Origin of the sequence: Secundilactobacillus folii (genome assembly GCF_009720675.1) — a bacterium.
In the GTDB taxonomy this organism is placed as follows: Bacteria; Bacillota; Bacilli; order Lactobacillales; family Lactobacillaceae; genus Secundilactobacillus; species Secundilactobacillus folii.
The window spans coordinates 39,069-57,603 of sequence record NZ_WNJO01000006.1; the positions used below are offsets into that span (position 1 = coordinate 39,069).

General features: G+C 48.5%; 16 protein-coding genes. All 16 read left to right on the top strand.

Annotation, left to right across the window (positions count from 1 at the left end):
* Positions 1 to 353 precede the first annotated feature (353 nt).
* The 16 genes from rpiA (at position 354) to GM612_RS06150 (ending at position 18,520) form a co-directional block, all read left to right on the top strand.
* A complete protein-coding gene (gene rpiA / locus GM612_RS06075) occupies positions 354 to 1,034 on the top strand; it encodes a ribose-5-phosphate isomerase RpiA (RefSeq protein WP_155431498.1) in 681 nt (226 codons plus the stop codon).
* A 1,269-nt stretch (positions 1,035 to 2,303) separates the two neighbouring features.
* Positions 2,304 to 3,557 carry a NupC/NupG family nucleoside CNT transporter gene (locus GM612_RS06080; protein ID WP_155431620.1) on the top strand — a complete coding sequence of 418 codons (1,254 nt, stop codon included), beginning with the start codon at positions 2,304 to 2,306 and terminating at the stop codon, positions 3,555 to 3,557.
* A 189-nt stretch (positions 3,558 to 3,746) separates the two neighbouring features.
* On the top strand, positions 3,747 to 5,054 hold the full coding sequence (locus GM612_RS06085; RefSeq protein ID WP_155431499.1) for an NCS2 family permease: 1,308 nt from the start codon (positions 3,747 to 3,749) through the stop codon (positions 5,052 to 5,054).
* Between the two features lie 30 nt (positions 5,055 to 5,084).
* A complete protein-coding gene (rihC, locus tag GM612_RS06090; RefSeq protein ID WP_155431500.1) occupies positions 5,085 to 5,996 on the top strand; it encodes a ribonucleoside hydrolase RihC in 912 nt (303 codons plus the stop codon).
* Positions 5,997 to 6,286: 290 nt separating this feature from the next.
* Complete coding sequence (rsmG, locus tag GM612_RS06095; protein ID WP_155431501.1) at positions 6,287 to 7,018, top strand: 16S rRNA (guanine(527)-N(7))-methyltransferase RsmG; 732 nt, start codon at positions 6,287 to 6,289, stop codon at positions 7,016 to 7,018.
* A gap of 15 nt (positions 7,019 to 7,033) precedes the next feature.
* A complete protein-coding gene (gene noc, locus GM612_RS06100; RefSeq protein WP_155431502.1) occupies positions 7,034 to 7,858 on the top strand; it encodes a nucleoid occlusion protein in 825 nt (274 codons plus the stop codon).
* 17 nt (positions 7,859 to 7,875) lie between these two features.
* Positions 7,876 to 8,649, top strand: coding sequence for a ParA family protein (locus GM612_RS06105; protein ID WP_155431503.1), 774 nt, complete (start codon positions 7,876 to 7,878; stop codon positions 8,647 to 8,649).
* A complete protein-coding gene (locus tag GM612_RS06110; protein WP_155431504.1) occupies positions 8,633 to 9,514 on the top strand; it encodes a ParB/RepB/Spo0J family partition protein in 882 nt (293 codons plus the stop codon). The genes GM612_RS06105 and GM612_RS06110 overlap by 17 nt, the downstream gene beginning before the upstream one ends.
* Positions 9,515 to 9,524: 10 nt before the next feature.
* A complete protein-coding gene (locus GM612_RS06115; protein ID WP_155431505.1) occupies positions 9,525 to 9,716 on the top strand; it encodes a DUF951 domain-containing protein in 192 nt (63 codons plus the stop codon).
* Positions 9,717 to 9,738: 22 nt separating this feature from the next.
* Positions 9,739 to 10,839 carry a redox-regulated ATPase YchF gene (gene ychF, locus GM612_RS06120; RefSeq protein WP_155431506.1) on the top strand — a complete coding sequence of 367 codons (1,101 nt, stop codon included), beginning with the start codon at positions 9,739 to 9,741 and terminating at the stop codon, positions 10,837 to 10,839.
* A 270-nt stretch (positions 10,840 to 11,109) separates the two neighbouring features.
* Positions 11,110 to 11,877, top strand: a complete 768-nt coding sequence (locus tag GM612_RS06125; RefSeq protein ID WP_155431507.1) for a DUF1129 domain-containing protein — start codon at positions 11,110 to 11,112, stop codon at positions 11,875 to 11,877.
* A gap of 262 nt (positions 11,878 to 12,139) precedes the next feature.
* Positions 12,140 to 13,279, top strand: a complete 1,140-nt coding sequence (gene guaB, locus GM612_RS06130; RefSeq protein ID WP_155431508.1) for an IMP dehydrogenase — start codon at positions 12,140 to 12,142, stop codon at positions 13,277 to 13,279.
* A gap of 877 nt (positions 13,280 to 14,156) precedes the next feature.
* On the top strand, positions 14,157 to 14,846 hold the full coding sequence (gene croR / locus GM612_RS06135; RefSeq protein WP_155431509.1) for a response regulator transcription factor CroR: 690 nt from the start codon (positions 14,157 to 14,159) through the stop codon (positions 14,844 to 14,846).
* A 45-nt stretch (positions 14,847 to 14,891) separates the two neighbouring features.
* The gene (locus GM612_RS06140; protein ID WP_155431510.1) at positions 14,892 to 16,067 is read left to right on the top strand and encodes a sensor histidine kinase; all 1,176 of its coding nucleotides are present in this window, start codon (positions 14,892 to 14,894) and stop codon (positions 16,065 to 16,067) included.
* Positions 16,054 to 17,343, top strand: a complete 1,290-nt coding sequence (locus GM612_RS06145) for a D-alanyl-D-alanine carboxypeptidase family protein (RefSeq protein WP_155431511.1) — start codon at positions 16,054 to 16,056, stop codon at positions 17,341 to 17,343. Before GM612_RS06140 ends, GM612_RS06145 begins: the two co-directional genes overlap by 14 nt.
* Positions 17,344 to 17,785: 442 nt before the next feature.
* The gene (locus tag GM612_RS06150) at positions 17,786 to 18,520 is read left to right on the top strand and encodes an AzlC family ABC transporter permease (protein WP_246147623.1); all 735 of its coding nucleotides are present in this window, start codon (positions 17,786 to 17,788) and stop codon (positions 18,518 to 18,520) included.
* Positions 18,521 to 18,535 lie beyond the last annotated feature (15 nt).

The following is an 18,535-nucleotide window of genomic DNA, read 5'->3' on the forward strand; positions in this document are numbered from 1 at the left end:
GGGCAGACCGTTGTGAAGGCAGCAGTTAGCGAACGTTTTGGGTTCGCTTACTGCTGCGCGAGACGGAAGAGATCCGACCGAACGAAGGGAGGTCTAGCTCTGGAGCGAGCCATAACGGGCTGCCCGTTTTCCTGGAGGGGAGTGGCATACACAACACACGCAGCTCAAGTTTTCTTGGCGCTAAATCGGTTTGCTTAGCGTCAACCGCCCAATTCACGTCCCGCAAGCCAACGCCACCAGCCCACAAACTGTATTTCATAAAACCGTTACCATTGACCCCGGTGCAAGAAACGCATAATATATTAGCTAGAAATAAAGTATCGTTAAGCGATAATGAACTCAGGAGGATGCTGATGAAGACGCAAGATGAACTCAAAAAAATTGCCGGCTACAAGGCCGCAGACTTAGTTGAAGATGGAATGACAGTAGGACTGGGGACGGGTTCCACCGTCCGCTACCTGCTGGACGCGCTAGGCGAACGGATCAAGAAGGATGGCGTGCACTTCACCGGCGTGCCAACTTCTAAGCGGACTGCGGATTACGGCGCTAAGCTGGGCATGGAGATCAAGTCGCTGGACGAAGTTGACACCATGGACATCACGATCGACGGCGCCGATGAAGTCGACCCGCAGATCAATGGGATCAAAGGCGGCGGCGGTGCGCAGACCTGGGAAAAACTGGTTGCGACCAACTCCAAGCAGTGCGCCTGGATCGTCGACGAAAGCAAAATGGTCGACCAGTTAGGCAAGTTCCCGCTGCCAGTTGAAGTGCTGGAGTACGGTCATCATCAGCTGGTTAAGCGGCTGTCTGACTTGGGTTACAACCCGGTCGTGCGTGAAAAGGACGGCGGCTTATTCCGGACGGATGAAGGCAATATCATTGTTGACCTGCACCTGGGTAAGATTGCCGCACCATATGATTTGGCAGACGAACTCAGCAACATGACCGGTGTGGTTGAACACGGTTTATTCCTGGATATGACTCAAACAGTTGTTATTGGTACACAGGATGGTGCAGTCGTTAAAACCAAGTAAATACTAGCAGACCGGCGTTTCTAGCGGGTCTGCTTTTTTGATTGTGATAGGTGCTCAGAAAATCACAAAAAAGTCGAAAAATTTTTGGCATTTTTATTGTAACCGGTTTCAAGTCATGTTATTATATAACCGTGGAAGAGATAAGAAGCCGAAACCAGAACGTTTCCAAGTTGTAGAGTTACACCGATTATGAAGTTGATCCCGTTTTGTAGATCGAAGTGAATGATTGGTAACAGACAGCATCAACGTTTGGTTCCAATGTAACAGGATTTCAGAGTTTCAAGATTCACGGTTTAAGCGAGAATTTCTAACGAACACTAGCCACCTAAGGTTTTTGTTTCACCACTAACTGAATATGAGTTACATGCTTAGCGTTTCTGCTAAAACGTGCGAATGTCTTAGATTTAGTAACATGTTCTTAGGGGTTACAAAGGGTTCGAATGTGATGTAGGCTGGGTTTATGCGATGGTTATGTAATAACCTTTGGAGTGTAAAGAGTCGAAGTCATGAGATTCAAGAGTTGAAAGTTTTATCTCATCTGGTCAAACGGTAATTGAAACTGACATATGTAATGACAAATAGATTACGGCAGTTGACTAGAAATATGTTTATGAGGCGATAGACTATTAATTTAATGTTTACGAAGCGGGTCTGCTGGTTTGCCGGCCGCGTCTCTTCCAAAGCGTCATAGGGGCTCAAGGGTGAGTGCATAATATATCAACCTTGAGTCTTATTTTTTGGGCTAATTTGCGGTTAAATGCATTTTGAATGACAGTCATGGTATAATAAAGATCCTTGGCAGGGGCAACTCGAGAAAAATATGGGCATTTTTCTTGACTGTAAAAGGATTTACTTGTTGTAACCACGGCAATGCAAATCCTTTTTTCTTTGCTAAAATCGGACTGTGACTCACATCTCTTTCACTAACCGACAGTGCTTAACCTCTCAACCACGTTAGTTAAACCGTTTAACCGTTTTGGTTTTCGAAACTGCTGTTTACGGCTTTCACGAAACCATGTAGAATTAGTCCTAGCTTACTTGTTCATTTCAAAACGAGTGAGTGGAGGGTGTATTTATTCGCCGTTTGGCATCGGTCAATCGAAACAGGTACCTGATACAGTGCGGGGCAGTCGTTAACGCTTGGTTCACGTGTAAGAGCCATTATTCATTCAGCCACACAAGCGTTAAGAACTGATGATCACTGAATGGTGTTGCGAGCGACTGAGGCCAGGCAGCCAAATTTTAGAAAGAGGGTTTAGTTTAATGTCGATGTACTTAATCGTCAACATTATTGGGGTTTTGGTATACCTCGGGATCGCGTTTCTGTTCTCGAAGAGTAAAAAGACGATCAACTGGCGTTCAACGATCATTGTTTTGGTGCTGAACTTAGTGATTGCCTGGATCTTAACCAGTTTTGCGTGGGGTCGTGACGCGGTGCAAGCCGCAGCCAACGCATTCAACTGGTTGGTCCAAGTGGCTTACCAAGGAATCGTGTTTGCGCTTCCTAACTGGGTAACGCCACAGTTCGGTGGGACTGCGAAGTCCATGAACTTCGTTACTAGTTCATTGCTTCCAATCCTGTTGATCGTTCCAATGTTTGATATCTTGACCTACATTGGTGTCTTGCCTTGGATCATTAAATGGATCGGCCGTGGCCTGTCAGCCATTACTGGTCAGCCAAAGTTCGAATCATTCTTCTCAGTTGAAATGATGTTTCTTGGCAACACCGAAGCCTTAGCCGTTTCTCGTCTGCAGATCCAAACCATGCGGGCAGAACGGAACGTCACTTTGGCCATGATGTCCATGTCATGTATCACGGCGTCAATCGTCGGGGCTTATACCCAAATGGTCCCAGGTAACTACGTCTTGACCGCGATACCACTGAACATTTTGAACGCCATTATCGTGACCAACATTTTGAACCCGGTCAAGGTCACTAAAGATGAGGATACCATTGCTAAGATCGGTGGCAATTCAGCCGCTGAAGAAGCCGAAATGGACGATGGTAAAAAAGAACCGTTCTTCTCGTTTCTGGGTGACTCGATCCTGGGTGCCGGCCGTTTGATTTTGATCATTACCGCTAACGTTATCGCTTTCGTGGCCTTAGCTGCTTTGATCGATAGACTGCTCGGTCTGATCAACCCATGGCTATCACTGGAACACATTTTGGGGATCATCATGTTCCCATTTGCTTGGTTAATGGGACTCGATGTCCACGACGCCTTCCAGTTTGCACAATACATGGGGACGAAGTTAGTTACTAATGAATTCGTTGTTATGGGTAAGATTGCCCCAACGATTCACGATGTTGCCAAGTACGGCGCGCACTATCAAGCACAATTGACAGTCTTCCTGACGTCATTTGCTAACTTCAGTACTACTGGTATGATTATCGGGGCCTTCAAAGGCTTGGCGGACAAAGAGTCCAACACCTTGATCTCCAAGAACGTTGGCTACATGCTGCTGTCTGGTATCTTAGTTTCACTGCTATCAGCTGGTATCGTGGGCCTGTTCATCTGGTAATTGCCGTTTAAACAAGAATGAATTTTCACACCACGAACAGCCCAGATCGCGCATATCATTACGGTCTGGGCTGTTGTGGCCTAGGGTGTCGAAACTGGCTCAAATGCCAGCTGAAACCCATTTTCACAGACGTGAAGATGCAACCCCGATCACAGCCGTCTCAACGACGAAAGGATAGGGATTATTTTCATGAAACCGCAACAAATTGAAGCAAAGAACACGATGACACTTAGGCAAGTCTGGCAAGATAAGACGGTTTTAAAGCAGGAGATCATCGCTGGTTTAACGGGCTTTTTCGCCATTTCCTACATCATTATCGTCAACCCGGTGATCTTAAAGGACGCTGGGCTGCCGACCGACCTGAGTGTATTTGCCACCATCATCAGCTCCGTGATTGGCTGTTTGATCATGGGCTTCTACGCCAACGCGCCGATCATTTTGACCCCCGGCATGGGTGTGAACGCCTTTTTCACCTACACGATCTGCGCCACCATGGGGTTGTCGTGGCAGGTGGCCGTGGCGATTTCCATGGTGGCCAGCGTGATCTATATGATCGTGGCGTTCACTAGTCTGAGTACCCTGCTGGCTGAAGCCATTCCAGGGTCGCTAAAAAGCGGCATCACCGCTGGAATTGGTCTGTTTCTGGTTGAAATTGGACTGGAAAAAGCTGGCTTGATCACGGCGGGTAAGAGTTCGCTGATCGTGCTTGGCAACCTCACGTCGCCAGCCACGCTGTTAGCGATTTTCGGGCTTTTGCTGAGTGTGATTTTGTACCTGAGACAGGTTCCCGGCAGCTTTCTGATCGGGATCGTGGTGACTAGTGTCCTGGGTATTCTGCTTGGCATTCGCGATGACCAAAGCGTCACCGTTCACCTTTCCCGGCTGGCTGATTATCACCAGATTCTACTGCACGGTGATTTTAGTCAAGCACTGACGATTCCGTTTATTCTCGCAGCCTTTTCGATGACCATGATTCTGGTCTTTGAATCGATGGGTCTGCTGCAGGGTGTCTTGCCCGATAACCGGAAGTTCAAGCGGGCGTTTCAGGCCAGTTCAGTGACGTCTTTGATCTCTGGCGGTTTAGGGACTAGTCCGACCGTTGCGGCAGCCGAAAGTGCTTCCGGCATTGAAACCGGTGGCCGAACTGGTGTGATGGCGATCACGGCCGGAATCTTATTTGCCATCTCAATGTTCTTTGTTCCGTTGCTGACGTATGTTCCGCAGGCCGCAATTGCACCAGTGATCGTGATTACTGGCGCCATCATGATGGAGGCCATTGGCAGTATTGACATGCATGATTTTGCTGCCTGGTTCCCGGCGTTTCTGATTATTGTCTTGATTCCGCTGACCAACAGTATTTCCACCGGCCTGGCATTTGGTTTCGTCTTCTACCCGATCCTGCGATTGGCAAGTGGCGATGCCCGCAACGTTAGCCCGACAATGTACGTTCTAGGCGGCTTGTTTTTAATCGATTTGGTATTAAGTGCTTTACTTTAAAATTCACTTTAGTATGAAGGGAAGATTATTATGACAATCAAAATTATCATGGATACTGACCCAGGTATCGACGACGCAGCTGCAATCACCATGGCCATCAACGACAGTAACATTGACCTGAAGCTGATCACTACCGTTGCTGGTAACGTGACGGTCGACAAAACGACCAAGAACGCCTTGAAGCTGGTCCGCTTCTTTAACGCTGATGTACCAGTTGCTGCCGGCGCAAAGCAGCCCTTGATCAAGCCGTTTGAAGACGCCGCTCGGATCCATGGTGAATCAGGAATGCCCGGATATGATTTCCCAGAGGACTTACCAAAGCCCTTGGAAAAAAGCGCGGTCGAAGCACTGCGCGATGAGATCATGGCTAACGACAAGATCACGCTGGTGCCAACGGGTTCGTACACCAACATCGCACTGTTATTCTCAGAGTATCCGGAAGTTAAGGACCACATTGAACGGATCGTTGCAATGGGCGGTTCACTTGGCAAGGGTAACATGACCAGTGCCGCTGAATTCAACGTCTTCACCGACCCTCACGCTGCTCGGATCGTTTATAATTCTGGCATTCCGATCGTGATGGTGGGCTTAGATATTACCATGAAGGCGCTATTGACCCACGAAAGCATCGAAAAGCTGCCAACCTTAAACGAAACTGGAAAGATGTTGCACGACATTATCATCCACGATGGTGATAACTCGGATCAGGGGATCGCCATGCACGACGTTAACACGATCTTCTACCTGCTCCATCCTGAAGCCATTACCACTGAAGACATGTGGGTCGACGTGCAGACTGAAGGACCCGCAATGGGCGAAACAGTCGGCGATATTCGCGGTGCCTACCACGATGGTAAAATCAATACGTCAGTTTGTGTCGACATTGATGCCGCTGCATTCAACAAGTGGTTCATTGACGAAGTTTCCCACATTTCAAAATAAAAACGCATTATAGCGCTGTTTATACCACTATACATTGATAGACCGCACCGGGCTGTAAGGGGCTCGGGACGGTCTATTTAATTTGATTAGAATTGCGCTCGGGTGGTTTCCAAATCAGGTGGTTGTCTAGTATAATTAGGGGTGCTGAAAGTTTTGGTATGGGTGATCGATTGCTGAGCCCCAAACCGAAAAAATCGAAGCGTCGTGAACTTGCTTCCCAGGCGTAATTAATGTAAAGTATAGTAGAGTGTGAAACAAAGTGTTTCACAAAGCACAACTAGGAGAGTTTAATGAACGATAGTCAATTTATAGCCGCACTTGCTGAACAGGGAATCACGGTTTCTGACCGGCAAATGCAGCAGTTCGACAGGTACTTTCAAGTCCTTGTTGACACCAATCAACACCTTAATTTAACCACGATTACAGAACGCGGCGACGTCTATTTGAAGCACTTCTATGATTCGGTGACGCCGGCGTTTTATGTGCCAAGTTTACGGACTGACAGCCTCACACTCTGCGACGTTGGGGCTGGGGCAGGGTTTCCGTCACTGCCACTGAAGATCCTGTTTCCGCAGCTGCAGATCACGATCGTTGACTCACTGAACAAGCGGATCAACTTCTTGAAGGACCTGATCGCTGATTTAGGATTGGAAGGTGTCCAAGTGTTTCACGCCCGGGCCGAAGAATTTGGCGGCAGACGGTCTGAACACCGGGAAGCCTATGACGTGGTGACGGCGCGAGCAGTAGCACGGATGAGCGTTTTAAGCGAGCTCTGTTTACCACTGGTTAAACTTCACGGCCAGTTTGTGGCCTTAAAGGCGCAGCAGACTGAAAATGAACTGGCACAGTCGCAGGAAGCACTGAATACTTTGGGGGGCAAACTGCATTTGGACCAAGCCTTCACGCTTCCCGAATCTGGGGACGAACGGCACATCGTGGTGGTTGAGAAAGTTAAACCAACGCCGAAGCGCTATCCACGAAAGGCTGGGACGCCCAACAAGGAGCCACTTGGCGGTCAGTAGAAAGGGGACGAGACGATGGCGTTTTCGTTATTTGGTCGCGACAGATCAAACAAAGAAACTAGTGAAAGCATCAAGCAAAACATTGTCATGGTACCGATTGATGCCATCGAGCCCAACCGGTTCCAACCCCGGCAAGTCTTTAATGAACGCGGTATCGAAGAATTAGCACAGACCATTGATGAACACGGGCTGCTGCAACCCATCGTTTTACGGGAATATGAGCCTCACAAGTACGAGATCATTGCTGGTGAACGTCGCTTTCGGGCGGTTAAGCTCCTGAAATGGCATGAAGTTTCCGCCATTATTCAATCGATGTCCGACGACGAAACAGCCTCACTAGCACTGATTGAAAATCTGCAGCGTGAAGGACTGACGCCAATTGAAGAGGCACAGGCTTATCGCTCTTTGATGAAGCTCAACCAGCTGACACAAAGCCAACTGGCTAAGAATGTCGGCAAGAGTCAATCGTTCATCGCCAACAAGTTACGGTTGTTAAAGCTCAGTGAACCCGTACAGCAAGCAATCATGGACGATCAAATCAGTGAGCGGCACGGCCGCGCGTTGCTGGCAGTGACGCCCAAGCAACAGGAGAAGTTGCTGAAACGAATCATTGCCGACCACTTGACGGTGCGTGACGCGGAACGGCTGATTCAGCGGCAACGGGCGAAGGCCAAGCCGAAGCCAACGGTGAAGTCGGTTTCCGCCGACACCCGAGTTGCCGTGAACACCATTAAAGAATCACTGAAGATGGTCAACGATGCCGGCCTTGATGTTAAAACAACGGAAGAAGACAATGATGACAGCTACCGGATCATCATTGACATTATGAAAAAATCATAAAGGAGTGACATAAACCAATGGCAGATATTATTGCGCTTGCGAACCAAAAAGGTGGCGTTGGCAAGACGACGACCGCAGTTAATCTGGGGGCCGGTCTAGCCAATCTTGGCTACCACGTCTTGCTCGTTGACATTGATGCTCAAGGGAACGCAACCAGTGGGGTTGGTATTGCCAAGTCCGCCATTACAAAGGATATTTACGACGTGCTAGTCAATGAAGAACCGATTGCCGATGTGATCCTACATACCAGTCACAAAGACCTCGATATTGCACCGGCAACGATCCAACTTTCTGGTGCGGAGATCGAACTCACAGCGCAGATTGCCCGTGAGACTCGCCTGCTGGACGCCTTAAAAGCGGTCAAGGATCAGTACGACTTTATCCTGGTTGACTGTCCGCCTTCGTTAGGCCTGTTGACCATCAATGCATTTACCGCCTGCAACTCGATCTTGATTCCGGTACAAAGTGAATACTACGCGCTGGAAGGGCTTAGTCAGCTGTTAAATACCATTCAGCTGGTCCGCAAGCATTTTAACCCTGACCTGAAGATCGAAGGGGTCTTATTGACGATGTATGATGCCCGGACCAATCTGGGTCACCAAGTCAATGAAGAAGTGAAAAAGTACTTTAAGGATAAGGTTTACGAGACCATTATTCCGCGTAACGTTCGGTTGTCTGAAGCGCCTAGTCACGGGTTACCGATCACGGATTATGATTCTAAATCAACTGGTGCGATCGTTTATTCGCAACTCGCAAAGGAAGTGGCAGCTGCCCATGGCAAACAAAAATAATAAGGGTCTCGGACGCGGCATTGAAGCCCTGTTTGCAGATAATAGCGTCGACCCAGAAGCAGAAACAGTTGTTGACATTAAACTTGACCAGATTCGACCGAACCCTTACCAGCCACGGCAGAAGTTCGATCAGGCAGCGCTGAAGGATCTGGCGCGGTCAATTAAGAAGTCGGGCGTTTTTCAACCAATTATCGTCCGCCAGCCGGATCCGGAAGTTTCCCGTTATGAGATTCTCGCCGGTGAACGGCGCTTCCGAGCGTCAAAAATGATCAAAAACGAGACGATTCCAGCCATTATTCGGGAAGTCACTGAACCGCAAATGATGGAGATCGCCGTGATGGAAAACCTGCAGCGTGAAGATTTAACGCCACTGGAAGAAGCCGAAGCCTACGAGATGCTGATGAGCAACTTAAAGCTGACGCAGGCGGAAGTTTCCTCTCGGCTTGGGAAGAGCCGGCCTTACATTGCCAACTATTTACGGTTACTGGGGTTGCCTAAGCAGGTCAAGGATCTGCTGCAAAAGAAACGGTTATCAATGGGGCAGGCACGAACCCTGTTATCATTGAAGGACCGCTCACAAATGGTGAGCCTTGCAAACCGAGCCGCGGATGGTAAAATGACTGTTCGGGCACTGGAAAACGTCGTTAACAAGATGAACGGCCAGGTCGAAGCCAAACCGAAGAAACGGACGAAACAGAAGTCACCATACCTACGCGCAGGCGAAAACGTGCTGCAAGAAAAGTTTGGCACTCAGGTTTCAATCAACGAATCTAAGGAAGAGGGTCACGGCAAGATTGAAATTGAATACTTGTCGGATGATGATTTGAGCCGGATTTTAGAGATTCTCAACGTGCATTTAGATTAGGAGTGATTCAATGTACGATTTAGGTGATTTAGTAGAAATGAAGAAGCCGCATCCATGTGGCGTGAACCGCTGGGAAATTATCCGGATGGGCGCTGATATTAAGATCAAGTGCACCGGGTGCGGTCACATCGTGATGCTCAGCCGTCGCGAGTTTGAAAAAAAGATGAAGAAAGTTTTGGAAAAGAAACAGCAAACTGACTAAAAAGGAAGAGTGAGACTTTACTATGGCATTAACAGCAGGAATCGTCGGCTTACCAAACGTCGGTAAGTCAACCCTATTTAACGCGATCACGAACGCCGGCGCCGAAATGGCGAACTATCCGTTTGCGACCATTGATCCAAACGTCGGCATGGTGGAAGTGCCCGATGCTCGGTTGGACCGGATCCAGGAATTAATCCCAGCCAAAAAAGTGGTGCCAACGACCTTTGAATTTACCGACATCGCCGGCATCGTTAAGGGTGCCAGCAAGGGTGAAGGTTTAGGCAACAAGTTCTTGGAAAATATCCGTCAGGTGGATGCCATCGTGCACGTTGTCCGGGCGTTTGATGACGATAATATCACCCACGTTTCTGGCAAGATCGATCCACTGGATGATATTGAAACGATCAACTTGGAACTGGGCCTGTCTGACCTGGAAGCCGTTGATAAGCGCTTGGCAAAAGTCCAGCGGGCAGCCAAGGGTAGTGATAAAGCGGCCAAGGCTGAACTGGCGGTGCTTGAAAAAATCAAGCCCGTGCTGGAAGCCGGCAAGAGTGTGCGGACAATTGACTTCACGGATGACGAAAAGCCAATCGTGAAGGGCTTATTCCTGCTGACCAGCAAGCCGGTACTGTACGTGGCAAACATTGCTGAAGATGACATGGCAGATCCCGAAAACTCGAAATACTTTAAGCCAATTCAAGACTATGCGGCGAAGGAAGGCGCAGAAGCAATTGCGGTTGCTGCGGAAGCCGAGGAAGAAATTGCCCAGTTGGATGACGATGAAAAAGCGGACTTCTTGGAAGCTGAAGGCGTTAAGGAGCCTGGTTTGAACCGGTTGATTCGGGCGTCATATCATCTGCTTGGTCTGCAGACCTTCTTCACGGCGGGCGGTAAGGAAACGCGTGCCTGGACGTTTAAGAAGGGGACCAAGGCACCGCAAGCGGCCGGAATTATCCATTCGGATTTTGAGCGCGGGTTCATTCGTGCGGAAGTGATGGCGTTTGAGGACTTGGATAAGTATCAGACTCAAAGTGCGGTAAAGGAAGCTGGAAAGCTGCGGCTGGAAGGTAAGGATTACGTGATGAATGATGGGGATATTGTGGAGTTTAGGTTTAATGTCTGAGTAGAGTGTGGAGCAAGGCGGTTAAGGAGCGGCGTGTAAGTCCACTCTGACAGAATTGACGGCGGGTTTGGCCGTGAATTCTGTCAGAGTGGACTTACACAGAGCTCCTTGCCTTGCGGAACACGTTTCAGCTAGAGAGCATGAAAAGGGTTATAGGGCTTACTACCACAAAGCAAAGTGAGCTAAAAGGGTAATCTTTTCCGACTCTTCACCTCGAGTCCTCACCAAAATCCCCCAGAAAACTGCATTTCAAAAAAAGGAGATCAAAAATTGTCCGAAAATGAAAAACGCAACGCCGGCGCTCAGCAGCGTCAACGCAACAATGAGATTCATCAGGACCGCAACAGTGTGATTAAAAAAGAACACGCGGCCTTTGATAATATTGGGCTCACTAAGCGCAACGCCGACTATATGTTCCGGTTCAACCAAGCATTGCAAGCAACCAAACTGACGCCCGAAAAAAAGGCAGAGATCGTGCAGTCTACCGTGACCGAAATTAAGGCAGCTCAAAAAACGGGCAAGACCGCTCGTAACCTGTATGGTAACGACGTTGACGCCCACGTGAAGGAGATCGTTGAAGGCCCTAAGCGACCCGCCGACGCCGATGACCCGTACTGGCCAAGTGCGCTGTATAACGGGTTAACCTTCTTCACGATCTTTAGTTTGATGTTTGGGATCATGTACCTGATCTCACCACAGACACAGAAAGGCTCACAGCCGGTTGGCTTAACTGCCATCCTGTTGTCTGCCGTAATTGCCGGTTTGGCACTACCAGCCATTCCACGAATGTTCGACTCGAAGCGCGAGCACAAGTATTCGCTTTGGGTTCGAATTCCATTGGTATTGCTGTTCATGGTAGTCTGGCTCCTGCTGTTCTACCTGATGGCCTACCTGCCGTTCTACTTGAACCCAGTATTGACCGCATGGCCACAAATCATTCTAGGCCTGCTTTCCGGGCTTGGTTCGTGGTACGTCAAGCGTCAATTTGACCTGCGCCAAGGGTTCTTTACCACTGGCAACAACCGGTCACGAAAATAAATTAATACCAATTGGACTCGTCACAGCATTTGTTTAGATGCCGTGACGAGTCCTTTTCATTCCGAACAATTTTAATTAAAAAGTACAGATCGTTCTGCATGTATTTTAAAATACAGTCTAAAAATCCCCTGATAAGTCAAATATCCTTTAGAAATCGAACAAAATCATTATAGTTTGATGAGAATGCTTGCCTTTCATGAAAATGGCTGGTATATTACCAAGCAATAACAAAAAAATATGAACAAAGGGAGCGTTTATTTCAATGACTACTAATTGGGATTCGAAGTTTGCAAAACAGGGGATTACTTTTGATGATGTACTGCTCATACCAGCTGAAAGTCATGTACTGCCAAATGATGTTGATTTAAGGGTCCAATTAGCCGATAACTTGAAACTAAACGTGCCGTTTTTAAGTGCCAGCATGGACACCGTTACTGAATCACCAATGGCAATCGCAATGGCCAACAACGGCGGTCTCGGTGTGATTCACAAGAATATGAGCATCGATGCGCAGGCTGGTGAAGTTGCCAAAGTTAAGGCTGTACCAGCTGACAAGTTCCTTAAGCATGCTGCGGTTGACGATCAAGGCCGGTTACTGGTAGCCGCTGCTGTTGGGGTGACCTCTGACACCTTTGAACGGGCTGAAGCCTTATTAAAGGCTGGTGCTGACGCCATCATTATCGATACTGCCCACGGTCACTCGGCTGGTGTACTTCGCAAGGTCGCTCAGATTCGTGACAAGTTTACGGATGCTACCTTGATTGCCGGAAACGTTGCAACTGGTGCTGGGACTCGCGCACTTTTCGAAGCCGGCGTTGACGTGGTCAAAGTGGGAATCGGTCCTGGCTCAATCTGCACGACCCGTGTAGTTGCCGGCGTCGGTGTTCCACAGCTGACTGCGATTTACGATTCAGCGGAAGTTGCTCAAGAATTCAACAAGCCAATTATTGCCGATGGCGGAATCAAGTACTCAGGTGACATCGTTAAAGCATTAGCAGCTGGTGGTAACGCCGTCATGCTTGGCTCCATGCTTTCAGGGACTGATGAAGCTCCCGGCGAAGTCTTTGAAGAAGATGGCAAGAAGTACAAGACCTATCGTGGCATGGGTTCACTGGCAGCCATGGAACATGGTTCAGCCGACCGCTACTTCCAAGGTGGCGTCAACGAAGCCAATAAGTTAGTGCCTGAAGGTATCGAAGCCCGCGTTGAATACAAGGGCAGCGTTGATGACATTATCTTCCAAATGGTTGGTGGCTTACGCTCAGGCATGGGTTATACCGGTTGTGAAACCGTTCAAGACCTGATCAACGATGCACAGTTCGTTCGGATCTCCAACGCCGGTTTGGTTGAATCACATCCACACGATGTGCAATTGACTAAGGCTGCTCCTAATTATAAATAATGAATTGAATTTTGATGGGAAGGCGTGCTTGGGTGCGCCTTTTTTTGGTGGGGTGGGTTTGGGGTTAAGCGGGTGAAACACGTTGGAACTATGTGTAAGGTGACTATGACAAAAATCCAAGCCCGGGATTTCTGGCTAGGTGGGCTCGTTTGCTGCTTTTAAGTAATTGCTTCTGGTTCACGACTTTTCTATTGCCGAAACGCGCTCCAGCAGGCAGGGAGCTATGTGTAAGGCAACTATGACATAATTCACGGCCAAGGGCGCCGCAAATTCTGCCATAGTTGCCTTACACGCCGCTCCCTAACCGCCTGCTCCCGCGCTCTGTTATTCAGCAGGCAGAGGGTTATGTGTAAGCCAACTATGACATAATTCACGGCAAAGAGCGCCGCAAATTCTGTCATAGTCGCCTTACACGCCACCCTCTAACCGCCTGCTTCCGCGCTCTGTTATTCAGCAGGCAGGGAGCTATGAGTAAGGCAACTATGGCAAAAATCCAAGCTCTGATTTCCGCCATAGTCGTTTTCATTTGCTACATTCAGGTTACTGCTTTTGGCTCACGACTTTCATATTGCCGAAACGCGCTCCAGCAGGCAGGGAGCTATGTGTAAGGCAACTATGGCAAAAATCCAAGCCCGGGATTTCCGCCATAGTTGCCTTACACGCCGCTCCCTAACCGCCTGCTTCCGCGCTCTTTTTAAAGTAATCCCTAAATTCCCCCTAAAATCTTCCCAAAACAATGCTTCCCCGCCCAACTTTTGGTAAGATAGACCTAGCGATTTATCGCTGCGGGCTTCTTTTATCCTTACCTTTGCCCGCACCCCCGCGGCCCCTGCCGCCCTTTCTACCTACTGTGAATACTAAGGAGAACTACGCTACTATGAAAATTTTAGTTGTCGATGACGATAAAGAAATTGCTCAATTACTTGAAATCTACATTAAAAACGAAGGCTACGAACCCGTTTCCGCCTACAACGGTAAAGAAGCCCTCACTAAATTACACACCGACCCCGACATCGGCCTCATGATCCTCGACATCATGATGCCCGAAATGAGCGGGATCGAAGTTATCAAAGAAGTTCGCAAAGACTCCGAACTGCCAATTCTCATTCTCTCCGCTAAAACCGATGACATCGACAAGATCCAAGGTCTCATCAGCGGTGGTGACGACTACGTTACCAAACCATTCAACCCACTTGAAGTCATGGCCCGCGTGAAGTCGCTGCTTCGCCGTGCCTCCGACCACGTGACTGACGAGAAGCCCGACGTTTTAGACATTGGTTCATTGACCATCAACAAGGATTCTCACGAAGTTAAGACGCTGTCCGGCAAGCTCGTTAACTTAACGGCACTTGAATTTGGCATTCTCTACCTCTTAGCCAGCCACCCCAACCGGGTCTTTTCTGCTGACGAGATTTTCGAACGGGTTTGGCGTCAAGAGTCAATTGTTTCCGCAAAGACCGTCATGGTTCACGTTTCTCATTTGCGGGACAAAATTGAAGAAGCCACTGGTGGCGAAAAAGTCATTCAAACAGTTTGGGGCGTTGGTTACAAGATCGAGACACACTAGAGGATAATGGATACGAATAACAGACCTAACAAGGCTAAAAACACTATGAAATTAACGACCAGGGAGAAAAGCGCGCTGATCATGGAAGGTATCGTGACCGTTGTGCTTTTGTTGCTGCTGAATCTTTCGGTGATCGTGCTGCTCAACGAAATGATTCAGACCAATCCTGGTCTCCAAGACGGGATCTTCATCATCAAACGCTCCGTCTTCATTGGGCCGGCGCACTATCAGCTGTGGAGCTGGGAAAATATCTTCATTGTCTTGCTGGCCATTTTTGACGCTGGCGTCGTTTACTGGCGGTTGATTCGCCGGTACCGGCAGATGCAATTGCGCCACATTATTGATGAACTGCACTACATTGCCAACGGCCATTTTGATCACCGAATTCCGTTTACGCTCAAAGGTGATACGCAACGGGTGATCACCTCGGTCAATTCGCTGGTGGACTCTGTCATTGCCTCAATGGACGAAGAACGCCGTATCGAGAAGTCTAAGGATGAGCTGATCACTAATGTCAGCCATGATCTGCGGACCCCGCTAACCTCAATTATTGGCTATTTAGGGCTAGTTGAGGACAAACAGTATCATTCGCAAGATGAGTTGTTAAAATACACGAATACTGCCTACAACAAGGCCAAGCAAATGAAGTCCCTGGTGGATGATCTATTTGTGTACACTAAAATGCGGAACACGGATACGCCGTTATCGATTGCCACGCTGGACGTTGGCCAAATGCTCGAACAACTGGCCGCCAGTTTTGAACTGGAAGCGAGTCAAAAGGGCATGGACGTTAACATTGACGTGCCAGATCAGCCGATGAAGATCGAAGCCGATGGCGAGAAACTCGGCCGGGTATTTAACAACCTGATCACTAACGCCTTAAAATATGGCAAGGACGGCAAGCACATTTACTTGCGGGCTCACCAGGAAAATGATGATGAAGTCGTCGTGAGTGTTGAAAATGACGGCGCTAAGATTCCCAAAGCCTCACTGGATCAAGTCTTTGAACGTTTCTATCGAGTCGAGGGCTCCCGATCTAAGGCGACTGGTGGCACTGGACTGGGACTGGCCATCGCTCAAAGTATCATCACCCGCCACGGTGGCTATATCTACGTCACCTCGGATGACCAAATCACCCGGTTTATCATTCACTTACCAATCAAAAATGGCACGCAACTAAAAGACGACCATAGGGAGGCATTGCCGAATGCAAAGAATTAAACAACGCCTGCAGATGGCGTTATTTTTGTGCACCGTACTTATGACTATGCTAGTGGGTGGGATAACCGCCAGCGCCGCATCGCTGGACTTACAAGTTCATTCAGCGGTAGCTATCGACGCTAAAACGGGGCAGGTTCTATACGCCAAAAACGATCAGAAATCGTTACCAATTGCTTCGGTCAGCAAGCTTTTATCAACGTACATCGTTTTACAGCAAATCAAAGCGGGCAAACTTCATTGGACCCAACGGGTATCGATCAGTCCAGCCGTTGCTAAGATGAGCCGGAACAAAGAATTGACAAACGTCCCGCTGAGCGCTAAACGGACCTATACCGTGCGAGAACTGTATCAAGCAGCGTTGATCTACTCCGCGAACGGTGCCATTACGGCACTTGGAAATGCAGTTTCGGGCACGCCACATCGATTCGTGGCAAAAATGAGGACGACAGCCCGCCACCTGCATTTAACCAGTGCTCACCTCATCACTGCTTCTGGTATCACCAATGGTCAGGCGGGCAGCCTTGGTTACGCTAATCTGCCAAAAAAGAACGAGAATACGATGTCCGCTGCCGATGTGGCTCGGTTGGCGAAAGCCTTACTAAAGGAGTATCCGCAAATTCTTGCCACGACCAGTCAAAGCAAACTGTGGTTCGACAAGGGCGGCAGCAGCCAAACCAAGATGACCAACTGGGATCTAATGCTGAAGGGCGAATCGCAATATACCTCGTCACTGCCAGTTGACGGCCTCAAGACCGGGACGTCTGATGCGGCGGGTGGCAACTTCGTCGGTACGGTGAAGAAGCACGGCCACCGAATCATCACGGTTGTCATGCACGCTCGGGATAAGTCCAGTTCTGACCCATCCCGTTTCGTGCAGACTCGTCGACTGATGAACTGGGTCTACGCCAGCTATCAGCCAGTCACGTTGAACACGCAGACGTTCCAACTGAGCAACGTTAGCGTTCCGATGGGGAAGAGTAAAACGACTAACGCGTCCGTCAGCAGGCCCACAACCGTCTGGCTCAAAAACGGTCAGTCGCAAAAATCGCTGGCTTCAAAAGTGACAATCAGCGCGGGTCATCGTGAACGTGGCGGGTTGAAAGCACCAACGAAGTCAGGTACCACGTTTGGTAGAGTGCACCTGACACTTGCTGGCAAGCAGATTGCCACGGTGAATCAGGCCGGCGTGCTAAGCCTGCCAGTGAAAACAATTGCCAACGTACAACGAGCTAATTGGTTTGTCCGAACCTGGCGTGAGTTTCTTGCCCTGTTTTAAATGAAAAATAAGATCGATAAACCTTGGAAATTTATTTTAAAATGACCAAGGTTTTTATTTTTCGGGAATTGAAAACGTTTTACCAACTAAAATAACTTTTGTGAGAGTCTTAACTTGTTAAAACAACGTAGGAAAACAGAAAGAAACATGGTAAAATATGCTTGTATTGTGTGATTGGACTAATCACACGGTGTGACGTATTTTGGCTCACAGAGCGCTGCAAGTGCAACCGGCTGTCTGCTAAAAGAACGCCACTAGGTCAATGTTTTTGTTTAAGGACGGGGTTCAACTCTACTACCTGACCGAAGCGGATATCGCTAAGTGGCAAGCTGGCGGTATGCGCAACCTTGTTCTGCATGCTATCTACTTGGAGGCATTATTCTTGACTAAACAAGTGCCAAACCCAAACGAGCCTAAATGGCGGACGACGTTAAACGTTTCAATGCCATTGAATTTGAGTTATATACCCATTGGGTTGGCCTGTGGTGTGCTCCTACACGCCGCCGGCTTCAACACCCTGTTAACTGGGCTGGTATCAATTTTTATTTTCTCAGGTGGTGCGCAATTTATGATTGCGTCCATGTTAACGATCAACGCGCCCTTGGTCTCAATCGTATTAATGCTATTCTTTCTTGAACTGCGTTACGCGTTGCTTGGATCAAGTCTATCGAGGTATCTCACTAAAACTTCAGAGCGGTTTAAGCTGATTTTTGCGGTTTCAATGAACGACGAAAACTACGCGGTCAACTACTTGAAGTTCGCCACCGATAAGAAGTGGACACCCCGTGAGGCGTTGATGGTTGAGCATTACTCGCTGTTATTTTGGACCGTTAGTAACTTAGTCGGCAGTTTGATCGGCAGTGCCTTAAAGATTGACTTAACCGTCGTGCATTTTGCCCTCACCGCCTTATTCCTCTACATGATCATTATGCAGGTAAAGAACCGATTGACCATTTTGATCAGTGTCGTAGCGGCATTACTGGCAGTCTTCTTCTTGGTATTGACGAAGAGCACGCTGGGCTTGGTCATTGCCACTTTGATCTCATCATTCATCGGTTTTGCGCTTGAACATTACCTGAAAACCAAGCGGCCAAGCAGTCGGTTACTATATAAGATTCGGAGCCGTAGCAGTAAGGACGAAGATGAAGATGTCGTTGAAGAGTCGGGCGAGAATTAGTTAAGCAGGAGAATT

Coding starts and splice junctions, on each gene's coding strand:
- ychF (WP_155431506.1), top strand. CDS start 9,739: ATGGCATTAACAGCAGGAATCGTCGGCTTACCAAACGTCGGTAAGTCA.
- GM612_RS06140 (WP_155431510.1), top strand. CDS start 14,892: ATGAAATTAACGACCAGGGAGAAAAGCGCGCTGATCATGGAAGGTATC.
- GM612_RS06145 (WP_155431511.1), top strand. CDS start 16,054: ATGCAAAGAATTAAACAACGCCTGCAGATGGCGTTATTTTTGTGCACC.
- GM612_RS06115 (WP_155431505.1), top strand. CDS start 9,525: ATGTACGATTTAGGTGATTTAGTAGAAATGAAGAAGCCGCATCCATGT.
- rpiA (WP_155431498.1), top strand. CDS start 354: ATGAAGACGCAAGATGAACTCAAAAAAATTGCCGGCTACAAGGCCGCA.
- noc (WP_155431502.1), top strand. CDS start 7,034: ATGGCGTTTTCGTTATTTGGTCGCGACAGATCAAACAAAGAAACTAGT.
- GM612_RS06085 (WP_155431499.1), top strand. CDS start 3,747: ATGAAACCGCAACAAATTGAAGCAAAGAACACGATGACACTTAGGCAA.
- GM612_RS06105 (WP_155431503.1), top strand. CDS start 7,876: ATGGCAGATATTATTGCGCTTGCGAACCAAAAAGGTGGCGTTGGCAAG.
- rihC (WP_155431500.1), top strand. CDS start 5,085: ATGACAATCAAAATTATCATGGATACTGACCCAGGTATCGACGACGCA.
- rsmG (WP_155431501.1), top strand. CDS start 6,287: ATGAACGATAGTCAATTTATAGCCGCACTTGCTGAACAGGGAATCACG.
- croR (WP_155431509.1), top strand. CDS start 14,157: ATGAAAATTTTAGTTGTCGATGACGATAAAGAAATTGCTCAATTACTT.
- GM612_RS06150 (WP_246147623.1), top strand. CDS start 17,786: ATGCCATTGAATTTGAGTTATATACCCATTGGGTTGGCCTGTGGTGTG.
- GM612_RS06110 (WP_155431504.1), top strand. CDS start 8,633: ATGGCAAACAAAAATAATAAGGGTCTCGGACGCGGCATTGAAGCCCTG.
- guaB (WP_155431508.1), top strand. CDS start 12,140: ATGACTACTAATTGGGATTCGAAGTTTGCAAAACAGGGGATTACTTTT.
- GM612_RS06080 (WP_155431620.1), top strand. CDS start 2,304: ATGTACTTAATCGTCAACATTATTGGGGTTTTGGTATACCTCGGGATC.